At 50.8% G+C, this 16,122-nt stretch carries 24 protein-coding genes; 3 read left to right on the forward strand and 21 right to left on the reverse strand.

Annotated elements, in window-relative coordinates:
- The first annotated feature begins 354 nt into the window (after window positions 1–354).
- Together GF617_RS20930 and GF617_RS20935 are read left to right on the forward strand one after the other, a co-directional pair.
- Window positions 355–663, forward strand: a complete 309-nt coding sequence (locus tag GF617_RS20930) for a hypothetical protein (RefSeq protein ID WP_203452371.1) — start codon at window positions 355–357, stop codon at window positions 661–663.
- A gap of 2 nt (window positions 664–665) precedes the next feature.
- Complete coding sequence (locus GF617_RS20935; RefSeq protein WP_203452372.1) at window positions 666–1,091, forward strand: tail fiber assembly protein; 426 nt, start codon at window positions 666–668, stop codon at window positions 1,089–1,091.
- On the opposite strand, the gene GF617_RS20940 is transcribed toward GF617_RS20935, so the two are convergent.
- From GF617_RS20940 to GF617_RS20965, 6 genes are read right to left on the reverse strand one after another with little or no spacing between them, the layout of a single operon-like run.
- Window positions 1,078–1,302: a hypothetical protein gene (locus GF617_RS20940; protein WP_203452373.1), complete on the reverse strand. Its 225-nt coding sequence runs from the start codon at window positions 1,300–1,302 to the stop codon at window positions 1,078–1,080. The genes GF617_RS20935 and GF617_RS20940 overlap by 14 nt on opposite strands.
- 1 nt (window position 1,303) lies before the next feature.
- Window positions 1,304–1,990 (reverse strand): carbohydrate-binding protein, encoded by a 687-nt coding sequence (locus GF617_RS27200; protein WP_239006564.1) that lies wholly within the window; start codon window positions 1,988–1,990, stop codon window positions 1,304–1,306.
- Window positions 1,983–2,705, reverse strand: a complete 723-nt coding sequence (locus GF617_RS20950) for a DUF2612 domain-containing protein (protein ID WP_203452374.1) — start codon at window positions 2,703–2,705, stop codon at window positions 1,983–1,985. Before GF617_RS20950 ends, GF617_RS27200 begins: the two co-directional genes overlap by 8 nt.
- A complete protein-coding gene (locus GF617_RS20955) occupies window positions 2,702–3,883 on the reverse strand; it encodes a baseplate J/gp47 family protein (protein ID WP_203452375.1) in 1,182 nt (393 codons plus the stop codon). The genes GF617_RS20950 and GF617_RS20955 overlap by 4 nt, the downstream gene beginning before the upstream one ends.
- Window positions 3,867–4,247, reverse strand: coding sequence for a hypothetical protein (locus GF617_RS20960; RefSeq protein WP_000637185.1), 381 nt, complete (start codon window positions 4,245–4,247; stop codon window positions 3,867–3,869). Before GF617_RS20960 ends, GF617_RS20955 begins: the two co-directional genes overlap by 17 nt.
- Window positions 4,244–4,861: a Gp138 family membrane-puncturing spike protein gene (locus GF617_RS20965; protein WP_161623190.1), complete on the reverse strand. Its 618-nt coding sequence runs from the start codon at window positions 4,859–4,861 to the stop codon at window positions 4,244–4,246. The genes GF617_RS20960 and GF617_RS20965 overlap by 4 nt, the downstream gene beginning before the upstream one ends.
- Window positions 4,862–4,976: 115 nt before the next feature.
- Between GF617_RS20965 and GF617_RS20970 the strand changes: the two genes are divergently transcribed.
- Window positions 4,977–5,510: a DUF4236 domain-containing protein gene (locus tag GF617_RS20970; protein ID WP_016156271.1), complete on the forward strand. Its 534-nt coding sequence runs from the start codon at window positions 4,977–4,979 to the stop codon at window positions 5,508–5,510.
- On the opposite strand, the gene GF617_RS20975 is transcribed toward GF617_RS20970, so the two are convergent.
- From GF617_RS20975 to GF617_RS21045, 15 genes are read right to left on the reverse strand one after another with little or no spacing between them, the layout of a single operon-like run.
- On the reverse strand, window positions 5,496–6,440 hold the full coding sequence (locus GF617_RS20975; protein ID WP_016156270.1) for a hypothetical protein: 945 nt from the start codon (window positions 6,438–6,440) through the stop codon (window positions 5,496–5,498). The two genes, GF617_RS20970 and GF617_RS20975, sit on opposite strands and share 15 nt — an antisense overlap.
- The gene (locus GF617_RS20980; protein WP_161623191.1) at window positions 6,440–6,775 is read right to left on the reverse strand and encodes a hypothetical protein; all 336 of its coding nucleotides are present in this window, start codon (window positions 6,773–6,775) and stop codon (window positions 6,440–6,442) included. The genes GF617_RS20975 and GF617_RS20980 overlap by 1 nt, the downstream gene beginning before the upstream one ends.
- Window positions 6,776–6,778: 3 nt before the next feature.
- Window positions 6,779–7,582: a phage baseplate protein gene (locus GF617_RS20985; RefSeq protein ID WP_203452376.1), complete on the reverse strand. Its 804-nt coding sequence runs from the start codon at window positions 7,580–7,582 to the stop codon at window positions 6,779–6,781.
- Window positions 7,582–9,168 (reverse strand): hypothetical protein, encoded by a 1,587-nt coding sequence (locus GF617_RS20990; RefSeq protein ID WP_203452377.1) that lies wholly within the window; start codon window positions 9,166–9,168, stop codon window positions 7,582–7,584. Before GF617_RS20990 ends, GF617_RS20985 begins: the two co-directional genes overlap by 1 nt.
- On the reverse strand, window positions 9,155–9,313 hold the full coding sequence (locus GF617_RS20995; RefSeq protein ID WP_172625554.1) for a hypothetical protein: 159 nt from the start codon (window positions 9,311–9,313) through the stop codon (window positions 9,155–9,157). The genes GF617_RS20990 and GF617_RS20995 overlap by 14 nt, the downstream gene beginning before the upstream one ends.
- Window positions 9,314–9,321: 8 nt before the next feature.
- Window positions 9,322–9,750 (reverse strand): hypothetical protein, encoded by a 429-nt coding sequence (locus GF617_RS21000; RefSeq protein WP_203452378.1) that lies wholly within the window; start codon window positions 9,748–9,750, stop codon window positions 9,322–9,324.
- Window positions 9,751–9,758: 8 nt separating this feature from the next.
- The gene (locus GF617_RS21005; protein WP_203452379.1) at window positions 9,759–10,190 is read right to left on the reverse strand and encodes a hypothetical protein; all 432 of its coding nucleotides are present in this window, start codon (window positions 10,188–10,190) and stop codon (window positions 9,759–9,761) included.
- A gap of 10 nt (window positions 10,191–10,200) precedes the next feature.
- Window positions 10,201–11,703, reverse strand: a complete 1,503-nt coding sequence (locus GF617_RS21010) for a DUF3383 family protein (protein WP_203452380.1) — start codon at window positions 11,701–11,703, stop codon at window positions 10,201–10,203.
- On the reverse strand, window positions 11,704–12,192 hold the full coding sequence (locus tag GF617_RS21015; RefSeq protein ID WP_203452381.1) for an LIC_12616 family protein: 489 nt from the start codon (window positions 12,190–12,192) through the stop codon (window positions 11,704–11,706). It abuts the gene before it with no gap.
- Window positions 12,189–12,545: a hypothetical protein gene (locus GF617_RS21020; protein WP_069721555.1), complete on the reverse strand. Its 357-nt coding sequence runs from the start codon at window positions 12,543–12,545 to the stop codon at window positions 12,189–12,191. Before GF617_RS21020 ends, GF617_RS21015 begins: the two co-directional genes overlap by 4 nt.
- Entirely contained in the window at window positions 12,542–13,114 is a 573-nt protein-coding gene (locus tag GF617_RS21025) for a hypothetical protein (protein ID WP_203452382.1), read from the reverse strand. The genes GF617_RS21020 and GF617_RS21025 overlap by 4 nt, the downstream gene beginning before the upstream one ends.
- Window positions 13,115–13,134: 20 nt before the next feature.
- Entirely contained in the window at window positions 13,135–13,497 is a 363-nt protein-coding gene (locus tag GF617_RS21030; protein ID WP_016156260.1) for a DUF4054 domain-containing protein, read from the reverse strand.
- Between the two features lie 14 nt (window positions 13,498–13,511).
- Window positions 13,512–14,480, reverse strand: coding sequence for a major capsid family protein (locus tag GF617_RS21035; protein ID WP_001131969.1), 969 nt, complete (start codon window positions 14,478–14,480; stop codon window positions 13,512–13,514).
- Between the two features lie 3 nt (window positions 14,481–14,483).
- Complete coding sequence (locus tag GF617_RS21040) at window positions 14,484–14,975, reverse strand: hypothetical protein (protein ID WP_032931181.1); 492 nt, start codon at window positions 14,973–14,975, stop codon at window positions 14,484–14,486.
- Complete coding sequence (locus GF617_RS21045) at window positions 14,972–16,120, reverse strand: DUF2213 domain-containing protein (protein WP_174588382.1); 1,149 nt, start codon at window positions 16,118–16,120, stop codon at window positions 14,972–14,974. The genes GF617_RS21040 and GF617_RS21045 overlap by 4 nt, the downstream gene beginning before the upstream one ends.
- Between the last annotated feature and the right edge of the window lie 2 nt (window positions 16,121–16,122).

A 16,122-nucleotide genomic window follows, 5' to 3' on the forward strand; every position in this document is an offset into this window, starting at 1 on the left:
ATAAAAAGAGACCGAATACGATTCCTGTTTACAATTCAAACCTCAATAATCCATATACTTCAGTAAGTTAACACCAAAAACCCACTAAAAAACACCTCCTGATACTTACTATTGCAATCATTCAAGATCAATCAGTTGCCATTGGTTTCGTGGCGCCGTCGGGAAATCTTCGGGATCAAAACTCCAGGACAGAAATTTCTACGGCACGCCGTTACGCATGCTATCTGTAATGTGAAAAATCAGGTGGCAGAGCTAATGCAACCAATATGACTGCACGCGCCCATTCCATCAAAGGTTGGTTTAAAAGAAGCAGCAGGGCGCGATGTCGGTACGGGTACAGATGAGATACCCGACATGGCTCTGTTTGGTGCCTCGCTGTCAGGCGCTGGCTGGCAAAAATTACCGAGTGGCCTGATTATTCAGTGGGGACAAGTTCTCTCAAATTCAGGCGGTTTTGCTCCGTGGACGTTTCCCATAGCTTTCCCAAATGCGTGTTTACAGATTTACGCAACTCCATTTGTAGGCGCATCAGCGCAAAACTTCGCGTTAACTATGATTGGTAATCCTACCAAAATTGGGGTAACGACAGCTTGCTACGTCAGCGGGGTGCAATCCAGTGTCAACGGTCAGGTTGGCGTACGTTATATGGCAATAGGGTACTGAGAATGCAAAATTATTTATGGTCACCAACTAATAATGCTTTTTTCCCTGCCGAAATGATTGACGATTATCGCGCCTCTGGCTGGGATTTTAATGATCTGATACCTGTTGAGGACGAAGTTTTTTATGAATATTCCGTGGCCCCTCCTGACGGAAAAATCAGGGGGATTTCGGCTGATGGATTACCCGATTGGATTAATGAACCTCCACTTGCAATGGAACAGCAAATCGGAATTGCGGAGCGACAAAAGTTGTCGTTAAAAATTGCCGCCGATTCTGAAATTACCTGGCGACAGGATGCGGTTGATGCTGATATCGCAACGGATAAGGAAGCCAGCGAGCTTGCAGAGTGGAAAAAATACCGGGTGCTTTTGATGCGGGTGGATACCGCGACAGCACCCGATATTAACTGGCCATTCAAGCCTGAATAGCGGGAACGTCAACATCATCCAGCGGTAGATCCATCCATGCCGGACGACCGTTAAATGCGCCAAGCATTTTCCCGTCCGGCGGTATGCGAAATGATGCAAATTCATCCTCAGTAATTTCTGTACCAGTTACCGGGAAATCATCACCATAATAATTTTTTAGTGCTTTCGGAAAAAACAGAAGGCGGTCAGCATCAAAAATATATTTGCTCATATTATTTCCCCAGTGCTCGCCACATAACCGGTTCTGTGACTAGGTTGCCAGTAGATACCGCGATAAATCCAGTTTTCGTAAAAGCTGGATTCACCCCCCATCCAATCGTCCCGTCACCTGGTGCCCCGCCAGAAACCTCAGTTAACTGAATACTTTCGCAGGCTGTCGGAAACGGGATCGGAAACGTTACAGTTACCCTGCCTGACACAGCACCGGCGGAGGTTCCCCACTGCTCTATATATCCATCGGCAGTTTTGCGCCAGTTTGCACCTGACATGGGTGTTACTAAACCAAGGTTTGCGAGACCGTTTTTTGACGTTAATACAGGAGTCCATTTTGCTGATGGCGGCTGGCTACCAATATTTGCATTTTGTAAGGACTGATAAGATTCACCGTTATGTGTGCAGATCGAACCGATATGATATTCCTGTTCTGCATGCCACTCTGGAACCCCCATTTGGTGCTGATACGCAATGAAATGACTCATTGCATACATTGCCGCATTGAAGTCCTCAAGCGAGGGGTGTTCAGAAGCGCCAACCATGCCCCATCCGCGAAGGAAAGATGCCGTGATCTGCGAGGTCAGGTCATCCGCCTGATTTGTTCCACCAAACACGGTTCTTTCCATTCCCTGTGCATCAGAGGCAAAAGCCCGAACATTTCCCTGATATCGTGCAATCTTAGACATGGATTTTCCTCGAAAAAAAACCGCCCTGGTAGGCGGTATTAAACTTGCTGGCGAATCCTCTGGCCGAAGGGTTTCGCGAGAAACCGAATGTCAGACCAGGAGTCACCTGATAAAAATAATCGCATCGAACGCCCGCAGGTTTCGGCAGCAGGCCAAGCTTCACAATCAGGCGTAACTCTTCAACTGATACCCGCGGCGAAACGTTCAGCGCAAGCGTCATGTCTTTTCTGTCGGTCACGTAAGCTTCGCCGTTGAATGCCGTCTGTATAACATCCTGCAGGCTGACCCGATCGTCTGACGCTATCGTTGAACCTGCGGCGTTTCGCGCAATTTTGACTCGGAGGAACCTGCGATACTCATTGTCAGCCAGTTGATAGTCGCCATATGCCGGCGAAAACTTGCTGTAGAAAGGTGCGCCGACATACGCCGCATTAGATTTACTATCGAAGCCTGCGGTATCCAGATGTCCGTCAAACCCGAAAAATACACGGGCAATTACAGCAGGCACGCTACGGGGAAGCCCAACTATCCGGCCAATCACATCAAGCCTGTATCCGGTAACCCGGTCGAGATCAAAGTTATCTGGGTTACGAATAAAATCGGCGATGATTTGCCAGTGCCGGAGCATGGCCTGTATCTCTGACCTTGCCCTTTTCTTTTCCCAGTACTGCTTAATCAGCATTAGCGTATAGCGGTTAATGATGTCGTCATTCACTGGAACACCTCATTAACGTCTATATTTTCCACACTCAATGTGAACTTCCCCTGAAAGCCCGGTGATAACTCAGCATCGGTGTAATCGACTCCATTGCTGCTAATTTGCAAATTAGTCAGCACGAAATTCACCCGTCCGACACCATAGCCATTCTCATAAAATTCGTTGGCATCCACAGACTCACCGATATGCATCGTGCGTGATACAAGCGATTTTTTGAGAGTATCGATATCTATAGGTTCGTTTTGTATTTTCCGGCGGGCAGTTAGTCTGATATGAAGCGGCTTGTAGATAGGCCGATCAAGCTGAAGTTCATGTGCTATAAGAAATGAAGTACCGTCAGGCCGAATCAGGGTTTCGGTGTAGCGCCCGGTTATGCTGCCTTTCGTTCCCGTACCACCGCCTTTTTGTTTGACCATGACCTCCACTATTTCTGAGATCGCACCACCTTCCACGACAAGCCATATAGAATTCGCAGGAATACCCGTTGTTTGATCATCGATTTTCGTATCGTTCTCACCGATATTTAGATCAATTACGCCTGGCAGTTGGGCAACTTTAGCGAAAACCGCACCAGTGCTACCTGTTGCAGGGTTCTCAAGTGACCGGTTCCGGCGTTGCCTGAATTCTTCAGGCGTTTCCTCATCCCGACCGACCACAACCGCGGAATCAGAGATAATGCTCACAATTCCTGGTTCTGGTGTGAGTTGAGTGAAGGTATCGTTCACAAGCCCAGTAACTTTCCCAAAGTTTTGAGCAAAAAAGGTAGCTGTTGTGACGCCCGCCGGAACAGTCACGTCCTGTCGGATAGCCCAGACCTGATTTGCCTGGTCCCGTATCTTGTACCCGCTATAGAGAAGCACCGGCCTGTCTGTTGTGACTTTAAGGTCGCGCTGAGAACGGGATCCAGGACGAAGGAAAAGCCCGTGGAGTTTGGCGATAATCTGCTGCATATCACCAGTATTAAAATCGGGGTCCATTTGGGAATAAAGCCATTGCAGCGCGGCTTCAATATCTGCCCGAGCCTGAGCTTCGATTGCCACGCGTTGACCGTCGGGAGATTCCTGGTCTAAATCGATATCCTGACCATAAATTCCCTTATATCCGTCGCTCAGTTCCTGAAATAACTCCCGGAGAGTGCTTGTCTCAAGGCCGTTGTCGCTAAACTGTAGTACCATTCTTCAACGCTCCGTTGACCGGGAAGGTGATCGTCTGCTGGTCATAGACGGTCTCAATGCTGAGTTCGATTTTTTGTGACCGGGTGGCCTTATTGACCTCCATCGCCAGGGCGGTAATGCGCATAACCCCATCCGTCGCCAGCGTCACACGCTCTATCTCCCGCAAAATCTCCTGCTCGGTGTTTTTCTCTGATAACAGGTAAAGCCAGTCGATGTTGTCATCCATGTTGAGAGGATTATCGTTTTTGAACGAGCGGATCCGGCATTTGGCTTTCTGCGCGATAGCAGCGCCGCCGGTTATATAGTTTGCCTTCCCGCGCCCAAATCCCCAGTCGTCATTTTTATCAAGTGCTGAAACAATCATGAGATCTCCGTGACAATACCGTTGGTAACTGTGATTGTTTTCCCGTCATCGCTTCGAAATGAACCAGACACCCCAGACTTACCGCCTGTCTTTACCTGTGAATATTGGAGTACATTTAGAACATCGCATTCTTCCAGAGTCGTCTTACCCTCTTTCTGGGTAATTTTTCCTGTGAGGTTTAAATCACCCTCGTGGTCAGAATCCCCCTTCATCATCCTGTTCTTCTTAGGGATATTGATCGCGGTAGCCTGTGGGTTAACCCCACACAGAGCGAAGCCATCTGAATAATCGTGCATACGCATTTCAAGTGGTGAAACAAAGTCGCTACCCGCATACCAGGCGTCATAACAACGCTCAGAGATAAGGACGAGGCAATAGTCACCAGCCGCAATTGGTTCGGCGATATAACTATCACCGCCTTGCAAAATTACCGGGGGGACTTCAATGAACTCTGGGAGTTGCTTGCTGCTCCCTTTCACAACCCGATTGATAACGGGAATGCAACTGATTGTTTTGTCATTTACAGACGTTATTTTTGCGACAACAATGGTGTGAACATCGGCCAGAGCAAATTCAACACCCAAGCCGATAGTGTCGTGAAGTTCTTCGATCATAAATTAAGCCCATAAAAAACCGCCAGAGTGGGTTCAATGGATGGCTAGATAAATACTCATACTAATCGCCGTAGAGCGAACCTGCGCCAGCGTTTAACACTAAGGAGAGACACTCATGGGATTCAAATTCAGACAGCGCATCAAAATTGCACCAGGCATTCATATAAACATAGGTAAAACAGGCATAACTAGCGCATCAATTGGTAAGGCTGGTGCTACCCTGAACGTTGGTAAAAAAGGGGTAAAGGCAACCGCAGGCATTCCCGGTACCGGTTTGTCTTACACGAGTGGAAACTTGCTCGCGGGTCAAAAGAACTCCACCGGGAAACACGCTGAGAACGTAGAGGAACAAGCACCTGAGCGGCTTGGTTTCTTTTCGGAGTCAACGTTGTTAGAGGATGGTCAGGAAGATATTCAACCACCTCGCCCATTGGTCATGGTATTAACCCATAAGCAATTTAGAAAACTATCAACCGAGGAGAAAACGGCATTTAAAAATGCAGGTGGTAAGGTGAAGTTTTCAATAGGCGAGAAAATTTTTATTCTCACAGTCATTATTTTTGCTCTTGGCTGGCTTTCAGATCGCCACCCACCAGAAAAAACCAATTCCAGCGCAACGCAAGAAGTAAAATCTTCAGTTAACAACTGAGTAATTTCCGGCAGGCTGGCATACCACCTTCTGATACCAGGCTGCCCCGTTGTTCTGCCCGCTGGTTTCAATCTGGTATATCTTATAAACCCCGTTTAACGCGGGGTTCGTCACGCTTTCAACAGCGCAAAGCCCACCGATCACCAGCATAGGATTCAGTTTCGTTTCGAATACGATCTGCCCTTTCGAGGATTTGGCTAAGGTACTCGAGTCAGTATCTTTTTTGCCTGCCGGATCCGTATCAGGCTCATTGGTTGGCATCTTGGCTTTCTTCCCCCCGTCATCCTGTGCGCTAATCTTCGTTGCCTGAGGCGTATTTAGAAGACCGCTACGCGCATTCACGACTGGAATGTTACCCGATGTAACCTCATTAGCCTTGAGGATGTGGACGCGCTCATCTTTGATGAAAAATGACTCGTCGGGCGCAAGGGTATCGGTAAGAATTTTACTGGAGCTACCTACCAGAACCTTCGGCCTGATGAGTGCTTGTTGCTTCGTCACAGAGCCTTTTTTCGTGTTTGGCATATCCTGCAAGACAGAATCGACGACCTGATCTTTCCCGCGTACCGTGCGCGATGTGAAGGCGTTGATATAGTCGTGGCCACCGTCTTCACATTCCAGGCTGACGATGTGGATCGCCCCCTCACGCTTTACTGCTCCGCTTTTAACCGAACCCTGAAATACCTGGCGCAGCTTGCCGTCGTAACCAACCTCGAGTCGAACGGGGATATACTTCTCTTCATCTTCGGACTTGAGCAATTGCAGACGCGTGGAAGGCTTTAGCCCGTTGATGGACACACTCAGCTTGCCGAGTGACTTCTTGTCCACCGTTTCCAGCGACTTGAATGACACGGTGATCGGTGGCTCGATAATCACTGCTTGATTGCCGATCCCCACCGTCAGCCGATAATCACGGTAAAAAGTATCCATCACGGCACGTCTCCCCCGCGAATATCAATCATCTCTTCCGGCGTGACCAGATACATTTCGATGCGACCACTGGCGAAGTCGTCAGCCCGATATGGGTCAATGCCGCTGCCGTCCGTCGCCTTGGTCATAATATCGAAAGGCCAGTTTTTGTGACGAAAATGCAGTGTAGCCAACGACAGCTTCACGCCGTCGATGTAGTCATCGTTGTATTCCACGCGCATTTTCCACATTTCAACCGTGGGCAGATAACGAATAGTGACCACAGCCTCACCACGGTCAAAAATCAGGATATGACGCTGGATGGGTTCATCAGTTATGTTTGCTATCAGATCCAAAGGCTACCTCCCATATAGTGATTTCACCGCATCGACTGTCGCCTTCCAAGCAGATTTCGATTGGCCGGTTTTCCTAGAGTTATCTGCCGGGGTCTGCGCCCCCTTATTTGCAACGCCCGCCGTTTTTGATTTAGCAGCTACCGAGGGGGATTTGAAGTGCTGCTCTATCGGTGCGGTAGTCAGTTGCGTGAAGGTGATTTTTGTAAAACTGGCTTCAAACTTAGTTTCCATCGTTTGATTGTCGGTACTGATGATAAGGCCGCTTAATGCCATATTTTCATGAGTGCGATAATCCACCTCCACAGAAATAAGCTGCTTGCCGTAGCACACCCCCTCAATGAAGTCGAGAAATTGCTCACGTATACCTTTAGCGCCACCAGTAGACGGGTTGCCCACCAGCCCAAACAGGTCGGCTCCTTTATCAGCCAGGCGTTTTGCCTTTAAGATGGCCTGCTCTGCGCGGTCGGCAATCTCATTCATTTTTTGCAACTGCTGCTGCGTCTTTGCGGGGATGTACTCCAGCACCTCACCATACTTCGAATAATCTGGCATCAGGCTAAAAGAAGAGTTTGGTTTCGCATCGACAAAAATATCGGCAACAACACCGCTGATTTTTATCGTCAGCGGGCCATTGATAATATCGTCAGACGCGTTACTACCGTCCTCCAGCACGTCTACCGGAACTTGAGATGGGTATTCAGTAGCGTCGCTAACTCGCGCAAACATTGAGAACCCGCCGATCCCTACCTTTTTAACAGTATCTTTGCCAGAAGATTGCGCCTGCATGAGGCCGTCTAGAATCCCCATTACCGACCTCCTCTGCCACTCAACCGGTTGGCATCCTTCATGTTTTGTTGCAGGCTATCTACCGCAGTATTCCCGGCGACAACCGGATCGGATGTGTTGATGTGAATAGTGTTCTGCTGGCTGACGCTTGAATTGCTTGTCACGCCACCACCAGCGATCCCCACCGCCGCATTCATGCCGTAAGGAATACCACCAGGACTCATGCCGCCGTTACCGCCGCCAGTTACACCCTGCTGCTGTTCATCCTCGCCGAATCCGAAGAATGACTTTGTCGCATTCCAGGCATTTGAAGCAGCGTTGTTGATCGTGTTTTTAATCGTCTCACCGAGGTTTGCGAACAGCCCCATTACCCACTGCATAAATTCATCAAACGGCTTTCTGAGCAGAGCGACACTTTCAGTGAAAGATTTCACAACATCATCCCACGCCCCCTGAAAATCGCCTGTGACCAGCTTACTCAGCGCGCTAAAGAGCAGTTTGATATTCTCAACACCCTGCTTGAATACATCGATGATGTAATCGACCACCACCATGACCGCGTCTTTGATCGCCAGCAAACCGGGGACGATATCTATCCCCCATGTGTCTTTAAAGAAATCAGCAATAACGCTTTGGCCGCCTTCCATAGCCGTTAACAGGTCATCTATGACAAGGATAACGCCCAGGATTGCTGCAGTGATAAGGACTACTGGAGACATCAGCACGCCCATTACTGTTGCAAGCCCGCCAGTGACAAGCCACCAGGCAGAGAAAGCGATAGTGATAGCAGCGACAATCGGCAGGAAGCGGCGGATCATACCCATAACGGAGAAGATAATTTCCCCAAGATGGGCCAGACCGTTCTTGATGAGATCCTTGTTAGCAATGAGAAAGTCTGTAAACCCATCCACCAGGTCTTTCAGCACCGGTACAAATCCGACGGCAACCTGAAACTTGATACCATCAAAGCCTTTCCCTAGCGTGGTAAGAGAATCGTTATAGGCAGCGAACTGATCTGCCTGGTCTTGCGTGACGACACCAAGCGCCTCAGCCTTGTTCTGCAACAAAGATATTTCTTCGCCAGTCATGGATAACAACTGAACCATGGAACGGTCGATACCCATCTTATCCAGAACGGAAAACTTCTCTGCCTGGCTCATGCCGTGCAGCTTGTCGGCCAGTTCACGAAATATCACATCGGAGTTTTTTACCTGCCCGTTCATATCCTTGAACTGAAGTCCCAGTCTTTCCGCAACGTCTTTAGCTTCCCCCTCTCCGGTAGAAACGAACTCTCCCACTCTTTTTGTCATCTCACCGAGCGAAGCCTGCAACGCATCGACACTTGAGCCATTTACGGATGCCGCATAGCCCAGTGTCTGAATGGTCTCGATTGCCACGCCCGTTTCCCGGGAGAACTGGACCAGCGGATCAATAGACTGACTGACAGACGTCACCCAGCCAGCAACTCCTGCAGCCGAACCGGCGATAGCAGCCCCAAGACCGGCAAGCAGACCAATAGACGCTTTCAGATTCGCATTGAAGGTTTCCTGTGGCGCCAGATCACCGATAAAACCGAATTTGGTAATAAGCTCGTTAACTATCGCCATTCCGGGCCTTCTCCATCTCGTGGTGTTGAATGTCTGCGCTGATATTCTCGAACTCAAGCATGTCAAACAGCTCTGGTGTGTCTAATTTAACAAGTTCGTGATAGGGGCCGTATCCGGCCTTTGACAGCGCCAGATACATGCTCATGTCGTCGCTTATGTTCGAGGATTTAACGTAAATTTCTGAACGTCTGGAGCTTCTGAACGTGAGTTCATATTGCTCCCGCCCATAAAAGGCAGGCTGATAACCTGAAGCGCTGTTGTGATTAGCATGACGTAATCACCAGGGTAGGATTCGAAATGATCGGCCTGCTTTGACAGCTGCACGCCGTCATACAGAACGTAATCGAACATCAGCCGCTCAATTTCTTCGAAGCGCTCAGTATCGAGGAACTCGAGCGACTGCCGCGAAAGCTCACTGGCAATGCCCGTGAAGAATGCAAAAACCTTGCGCCGCTTTTTGTGCGTCATCGCGGCAAAGTCGTAGCGGTTACCGTTAATCTCCGCAAAGCCGTCCTGGTACACGGCCTTGATCATATCAAGGGCTTTCTGCTGTTTTTCTTTCAGTTCTTTGTCGTTAACCATGGGATGCCTTACACGTTACGGACGACATTGCGGAACTCGATGGTGTACTCCATGAGCGCATTAACGTCCTGGTTGTTTTTGGTTTGTGTCGGCTGCGTGGTGATAGAGCCGACCTGCAGGTCGTAGGTTTCTTTCAGTGCAGCCCCATCGCGTACAAACGACTCTTTAACCGAACCGTCAAAGACAAACGGGATATCGGCATTGATCTTCTGGCTCAGCCACACATCATCGTTTGAGTATTTTTGGACGCGCAGCACCATGACATGCACACCAGCATCAACACGCTTTGCAATGGTCACGCCATTTTTCGCGCTGTTAGCCCTGCTGGTTAATGGATTTGAGGGGGTTAACGTGATGTAGTCACCCGCCGCGATATCCGTGATGATTCGCCCGTTTAACACGGTGGTCGCGGTATCTGCACTAATAAGAATCTGAGACATTTACCGCCCCTTATTTATTGAAATTGATAATAATGTCTTCGCTATGCACTGCACCTGCGTTCTTCACGGCGATTTGCAGAACCGGAGACTTGCGCGCCTGGCGATCAGCCGTTGATTGATCCGCAAGGTCACCGGCCAGAACGTAATACCCGTTTTGCTCGATGTTGCGCAGGAACATATCCCGATCACCGAAGAAGTCCGGAAGTGTCCAGGTGCCCGGGTTGAAGACGCCAGCCTTAACAAAGCCGCGAGTGGTTTTTTCTGCACAATCTTCTAACTGGTCCACGCCGTAATAGGTTTGCGGAACCTTAGTTGGCGTGGTTTTCAGGAGGTTGAAGGAGTCAGTTTGCACCGCGTCAACGTAAGCCATCAGGTTGTAAACGTTGTCCACGAAGTCATTCGCGTCGCTGGTCAGTACGCATGGCGCGTCTTTAATCGTGGTGTAAATATCCAGACCGACCGCTTTCGCCTTATCGATCTCAGTCTGAGAATATGACTCAGCCGCGACATTTAAGGTCTTCAAGTGCAGGGTTATGGCTGTGCGCTCACCGCTGAAATTCACGGTGTGAGTACGGGCCATATAGCTGACGCCGAACTTACGGTTGCCAGCCTTGCTGTACAACATGCGGAAATTTCCCTGACTGGCGAGAGTCACCGCCCAGGCGGGGTTTCCTGGATCAATTTCAAGCGCCGCCGCACCGGTGAACGTCTCGAAGACAAGAACCGAATTAGCTTTTGCCCAGGCTGCAATCAATGGCACCTGCGCGCTGAGGATCTTATCGATGAAGGCAACACCCTTAACGTTGACCTGCGCCTTGAGCTGGCTCAGGCAATCCAGTTGCTTTTCCGGATCGACTTGAGACTCAGCTTTACCGTTAACCTGCGTGGCGCCAGAGCCATCAGCAATTGCCAGAACATCCCCAATAAACGAGCCGCTTTCCAGCGCCACCGGGAAGCCCACAACCGAAGATGCCCCGGTTGTTTTGCTGGTGAATACGATTTGAGAACCATCAAACACGACCGACGCAACCGCCGGCGTAATAGCAGCCTGGATTTTAGCGACCACATCCGACAGCGTGGCCGCCGTGGTACCGTCAATCCCGGTGACTTCGTGGTCAGTGCCGTCGATAGTGATACCGAATGACCAGTCGGCTTTCTGGCGTAAAGCTGGCAGCGCTACAGCCTGGGAAATCTCAGCGCCGCGCAGCAAGCCAGCCGTTTCTGGCAGGGTTTCCCCGGCGGCGTTCCAGAAACCAATTACCAGCGTCCCGCCAGCAGAGATAGGGTTCGGACTGGTGCCAAAGAAGGCATTAGCAAAGGCGGCAGTTACCGATGATGCGCCCCAGTCTTGCTCTACTGCTGAGGCGCTTTTGTAGGAGCGCCAGCGCTCGACGGTGCTCAACACTCCGGTTTGACTGGTCACGATCGCGCAAACGTTGATGTTATCGCGCGCAGCAGCCTTTCCTTCTTCCAGAAGCGTCACATTAATAACGTTATTAATTGATGCTGACATTTACTTATCCTCTAAAAATTGAAACTGCGGCGTATCGATACGCAGCGTTTGAACATCGTGCGCCGGGGCATACTGAACGTTAAAACTGAGGTTGACGCGGTTACCGTGAGACTGACCAAGCAACTGGCCCACATCGATGATGTTTGATACCGCCATAATGGTTATTGCGTGCTGACGCCTCAGCTCGTTCGCTGCCTGGCTCTCACTCAACATCAGGAAGTTTTCAGCGTTGCTGTATGCCCCGTCCCCGTAGAACTCCAGCACAATCGCGTGGCTCACTGAGGCGGTATAAGTCATCACCTCCGCGTCACCGTTAAAGCGCAGGCCTCTGGCCAGCACTGATTGCGGTAGTGAGCCGTTTACCACGATATAACTGGTGGAAAAGTCGGACGCCTGCACGTTCCGACGGTCGAACTTGATCAGTTGCTCGTCGTAGTCCAGAAGGTCACGCACGAAACGCGCGACAGCTTTCAGATGGGGTTGTGTCATGGCGTTGGCACCAGTAGCGGGAGCCGGGTTTCCTCGGCGATGACAGCGCAGAATCCGTAATCCATAAAATCGGCCGGGGACACGACTTTGTAGTCCTTGCCTCCCTTCTCAATAAACTGACCGGTTTCAATTTTCAGCCGTGCATGAATCAGCAGATATTCTTTCGACCAGTCCAGGCTATCCAGCGTCAGATTCTCTTTGTTCGCACTTTGCACCACCGCCAGAATGTCCTGGCTGTTAACAGTCACGACCGGTTCAAAATCGATGGTGGTTTCAGTGCGGGTTTTGAGTTTTACAGGCTGTTCCCAGCCGATTAACGCTTCGCTCATATCAAGGTCTGATAAGTCGCTCACTTACGAACCTCCCACGTTATGGCACCACGCAGGGCGCCTGTATCAATTAACGGCGCAGACGATCCTTTAGCCTTTTTAGTTGCAGCAGTGATATCCGGCCACGTGCCATACCCGGCAGTCTCAAAGGCCTTCACGCTGATATTTCGCGCCGTCGCGCCTATCAAATTTAAAGCGGTGTCAGCATCCATACGCCCGGAGCCTACGGCTTCACAGGCCTTTTCGATTGCCCGATTAATTTCCGACTTTTTGAGGGTGAAAGGAGCGCGAAGAAAGGAGCGTTCGGGAATAGTTATCTTGTGGGCTGCCGTAAAGCCGCTAACCGGTCCCATGAAGGTCTTGCGGGTAAACGTAGCTTTTCCACCGGTTGCCATATACCCCGTCCCGCCAGGGTGATCGATTTCAGCACCGAACTCGTGAACCGCCCCGATCTCAATTATCGATGTCCCATCATCATTGGTTTTATTTCCCACCTTGCCCGCTGGCAAACCTACTGCAACGTAATGCGTTTTCATCGCCTGCAGGTTCTTCAGGTATTCGGTGGTAAGCTTTAGCGTTTCTTCCGGAGTCATAAAAAACCATTCCCTGATAACTACCGTATTGCCAGTACATGCACACCTACCAGCTTACGAAGCCTCAGGTACTCCTGACCGAATGAGCTTGAGCCGTATCCATCATGGCTGGTCCCAAACCCGGCATCGGGAGCGGAAAATCCCAAAGAGACCCCGGCGACTGAGCGGCTTGTCATGCTCTGGACAGGCTTGCCATTGCGGCTGCCGGAGGGAGTGAGCGCGCCAGCCGCATACAGCAGATGCGCCGCTAAAGCATGAAGCCCTTGCTCGTAGAGTTTGTTCCACACCTTGCGGCTCATCTGGTTAGCTGCATCCTGTAGCGCCCCCTCTATGCGTGCAGGGGCAACACTGGCGAACTCGGGGTAACGAACGGTGAATTCCATGCTACCCCCTGTGATTACTCTGCCGGAGAGGATTTGTAATCCACATACACCGCGGACTGCGGCTGTTTCCACATCGCGCCACCGAAGGCAGAACGATAGCCACACTCATAGGTCAGCAGATCACGCTGTCGTGCCGCCAGCAGCTCCGGCATATGAACTTCCATTTCGACGTAATCGGCTTCGTAGGTGTAGATTGCCAGGCGGGTTTTACCCGATTTGATACCTACCGCGTAATTGCTCGGGACTTTCACGAAAGTAATGTTGAAGGACTCATTACCAGAAGCCTTACGCAGCGCCGCCATAATGCGATCCATCGCCGCAATCGGAAGCAGGTCAGTACCCACAACAATCGGATTCGGGTCGAATTTCTGCATGGCGAGCATAAAGTCGCTGGCGTCCATGGCGATATGCGTTGGCTGAATACGGTAACTGGATTTGCGCCATGCCGCGTTGTAAGCATCCAGCACCAGTTTCACGAACCCATCAGAGGTCATTTCGGCAATGGTTTTGCCTGACGTGTCGGTGATAAGCTGAACCATCGTCCCTGTCAGCAACCCTTCCTGACCTTTAACGCCGCGATGGCCGACGTAACCCGCATACTGGATGGTTGCAAGGGCGTTGGCATACAGATCATCCTGCTTTTTGGTCTGCAGGTTGATGTTCAGACGTGCGATTTTCTCCAGTTCCTGTTGAGTCCAGGTAGCGGCTTTAGCCCACTGGCCGACAGGTGCTTTCAGCCATTCGATATCACTATCAATGGTTTTCAGGCTGTTTGTCTTGTTACCAATGATGCCGTCTTTAACCGAACCGACCACTTCGGATACACCGAAATCCACATAGTCCCGAGAGAAATCGAGGCCTTCTTTAACCGGGAGGGCTTCACCGATGTTGATCTCTGGCAGTTCTTTTTCCTGCAACTGCATATCACGCTCAGTTAGCGCTTCCTGCAGCACTTCTTCGAAATCTGCTGATTCCATAGGCATTGGTTATGCTCCTTCCGTCTGCTGAACTGCCTGTTGTACGTAGCCCAGGGTGATAGCCACGCAGTTATTACCCGCGCTTACATCTTCCACCCAGTAGCCTAAATCAATATTGCCGGCTGCTTCTGTCGTCACCTTTCCGGCATCGGCGCCCGTCGCCACGATGTATGCCGCCGCGCCACGAGTAAAATCAGCGTCATCGACTGTCAGCGCGCCAACACAATCGCCGTGGGAAAAATGCCCGACGTTGACCTGCTTGTTGTGCGGTGCACCATCACCGTAGATATCACGCACCACAATCCCATGAATGCGTTTGCCAGCTGCGAGAGGCATCACGCCGCCGTCCGGGTTGACAGCTACAAACGTGCCGTAGGGCAACTTCGTTTCGGTCAGGTTCTCTTCCCCCCAGACTTTGTCGTTAGAGCTGGAGGCGCGTTTGATTGAACCCGGTTTAATAGTGCCGTCGGCACCATCCCAGTCAGTAAAAGACATAGTTATTTACCCCCAAGGCGTTGAGTTGCGGTTTTAGTGCTTTTGTTCGCTGAGTCGTTAAACAGATGAGCGCCGATTTCACTGCGTGGCTTTGAGGTAGCCTGGATAGCTGCATAAGCCGCACGGACTTCACTGTCAGTCATTGCTTTGACCTCAGCATCATTAAATGCTTTAGTGCTCACCAGTACAGCGGCGCGCACGTCACGCGCTGATTTGGCATCATTGAAGCTGACTTTAGGGAAACGGGCTTTCGCGTCTGCCAGTGTGGTGCTGGTTTCATTGCCGGATTTCAGCTGCTCCAGTTCTTCTTCCAGCGTTTTAACTTTCGCTTTCAGATCGGCGTTTTCGGTTTCCAGCGCGGTGATTTTCGCGTCCTTGTCGTCACCACCACCGGCACCGGAATCTTCATCATTCGGCGCTGGTGTACTCGTCGCGCCTTCCAGTTGCTTTTTCAAGTCTGCGAGCTGCGCCAGCACTTCCTGTGCTTTAGCAGTGGCCTCTTCAGTCCCTTGCCCCTGTAGTTCTTCCAGCGCCTTTTCCAGCGCGGCAATCATGCCGACCAGCTCATCGGCAGTCAGCGCTACGCCTTCCGCATCCTTCAGTTTTTTGCCCTTCAGAAACGCCAGGGCGTCAGCTAATTTTGCAAACATTGGCTTACCTTTTTTGTCGTTTAACTTGCACTGAGGCCCGTAGCGCCCCTCTGCCACTCCCGCGACGTGATTGCCGCGAATGTTGATGTGGTAAAACTTCCCGCCTCTTTCCTCGAGTTCAGCAGGCTCATATCCAACGGACACTTCACGTATCCCCGTTTCTTCCAGCGTCTCGATTCCCGCGGCATCCGTCAGAAAAACGTCGCAGACCACTTCATCGCCCTCGATGCGAGTGTTGGCGATGTGTCCGGATGCTTTGTCTTTGTGGTCTGCTGCGGTGACCTCCCCGTCGTCGGGGTGCGTTATGGTGAACGGGAGGCCATTGAATGAAGCGAGGGTTTCGGGTTTTGATAGTTCGTCGAGGGTGCGAACAACGGTGATTTTTTTGTTGGCATCGCTGCCAGTTAGTCCCAGCTCATGACCGTAATACTCAATCGGTCCGGCGCGGGTGATCGTCGCAGTGGTAATCACATACCCCTGCGCTGTTCGTTTCCACTTCATTG

The organism is Lelliottia sp. RWM.1, assembly GCF_016859735.1.
Lineage (GTDB): Bacteria > Pseudomonadota > Gammaproteobacteria > Enterobacterales > Enterobacteriaceae > Enterobacter.

Excerpts from the sequence above, each read along its gene's own strand:
- GF617_RS21000 (WP_203452378.1), bottom strand. The coding sequence starts at position 9,750 with ATGGTTAACGACAAAGAACTGAAAGAAAAACAGCAGAAAGCCCTTGAT.
- GF617_RS21035 (WP_001131969.1), bottom strand. The coding sequence starts at position 14,480 with ATGCCTATGGAATCAGCAGATTTCGAAGAAGTGCTGCAGGAAGCGCTA.
- GF617_RS20995 (WP_172625554.1), bottom strand. The coding sequence starts at position 9,313 with ATGAGCATGTATCTGGCGCTGTCAAAGGCCGGATACGGCCCCTATCAC.
- GF617_RS20990 (WP_203452377.1), bottom strand. The coding sequence starts at position 9,168 with ATGGCGATAGTTAACGAGCTTATTACCAAATTCGGTTTTATCGGTGAT.
- GF617_RS20970 (WP_016156271.1), top strand. The coding sequence starts at position 4,977 with ATGGGATTCAAATTCAGACAGCGCATCAAAATTGCACCAGGCATTCAT.
- GF617_RS20960 (WP_000637185.1), bottom strand. The coding sequence starts at position 4,247 with ATGATTGTTTCAGCACTTGATAAAAATGACGACTGGGGATTTGGGCGC.
- GF617_RS20935 (WP_203452372.1), top strand. The coding sequence starts at position 666 with ATGCAAAATTATTTATGGTCACCAACTAATAATGCTTTTTTCCCTGCC.
- GF617_RS20940 (WP_203452373.1), bottom strand. The coding sequence starts at position 1,302 with ATGAGCAAATATATTTTTGATGCTGACCGCCTTCTGTTTTTTCCGAAA.
- GF617_RS20930 (WP_203452371.1), top strand. The coding sequence starts at position 355 with ATGGCTCTGTTTGGTGCCTCGCTGTCAGGCGCTGGCTGGCAAAAATTA.
- GF617_RS21015 (WP_203452381.1), bottom strand. The coding sequence starts at position 12,192 with ATGACACAACCCCATCTGAAAGCTGTCGCGCGTTTCGTGCGTGACCTT.
- GF617_RS21010 (WP_203452380.1), bottom strand. The coding sequence starts at position 11,703 with ATGTCAGCATCAATTAATAACGTTATTAATGTGACGCTTCTGGAAGAA.
- GF617_RS21030 (WP_016156260.1), bottom strand. The coding sequence starts at position 13,497 with ATGGAATTCACCGTTCGTTACCCCGAGTTCGCCAGTGTTGCCCCTGCA.
- GF617_RS20965 (WP_161623190.1), bottom strand. The coding sequence starts at position 4,861 with ATGATCGAAGAACTTCACGACACTATCGGCTTGGGTGTTGAATTTGCT.
- GF617_RS20955 (WP_203452375.1), bottom strand. The coding sequence starts at position 3,883 with ATGGTACTACAGTTTAGCGACAACGGCCTTGAGACAAGCACTCTCCGG.
- GF617_RS20975 (WP_016156270.1), bottom strand. The coding sequence starts at position 6,440 with ATGGATACTTTTTACCGTGATTATCGGCTGACGGTGGGGATCGGCAAT.
- GF617_RS20985 (WP_203452376.1), bottom strand. The coding sequence starts at position 7,582 with ATGGGGATTCTAGACGGCCTCATGCAGGCGCAATCTTCTGGCAAAGAT.
- GF617_RS21025 (WP_203452382.1), bottom strand. The coding sequence starts at position 13,114 with ATGACTCCGGAAGAAACGCTAAAGCTTACCACCGAATACCTGAAGAAC.
- GF617_RS27200 (WP_239006564.1), bottom strand. The coding sequence starts at position 1,990 with ATGTCTAAGATTGCACGATATCAGGGAAATGTTCGGGCTTTTGCCTCT.
- GF617_RS21005 (WP_203452379.1), bottom strand. The coding sequence starts at position 10,190 with ATGTCTCAGATTCTTATTAGTGCAGATACCGCGACCACCGTGTTAAAC.
- GF617_RS21045 (WP_174588382.1), bottom strand. The coding sequence starts at position 16,120 with ATGAAGTGGAAACGAACAGCGCAGGGGTATGTGATTACCACTGCGACG.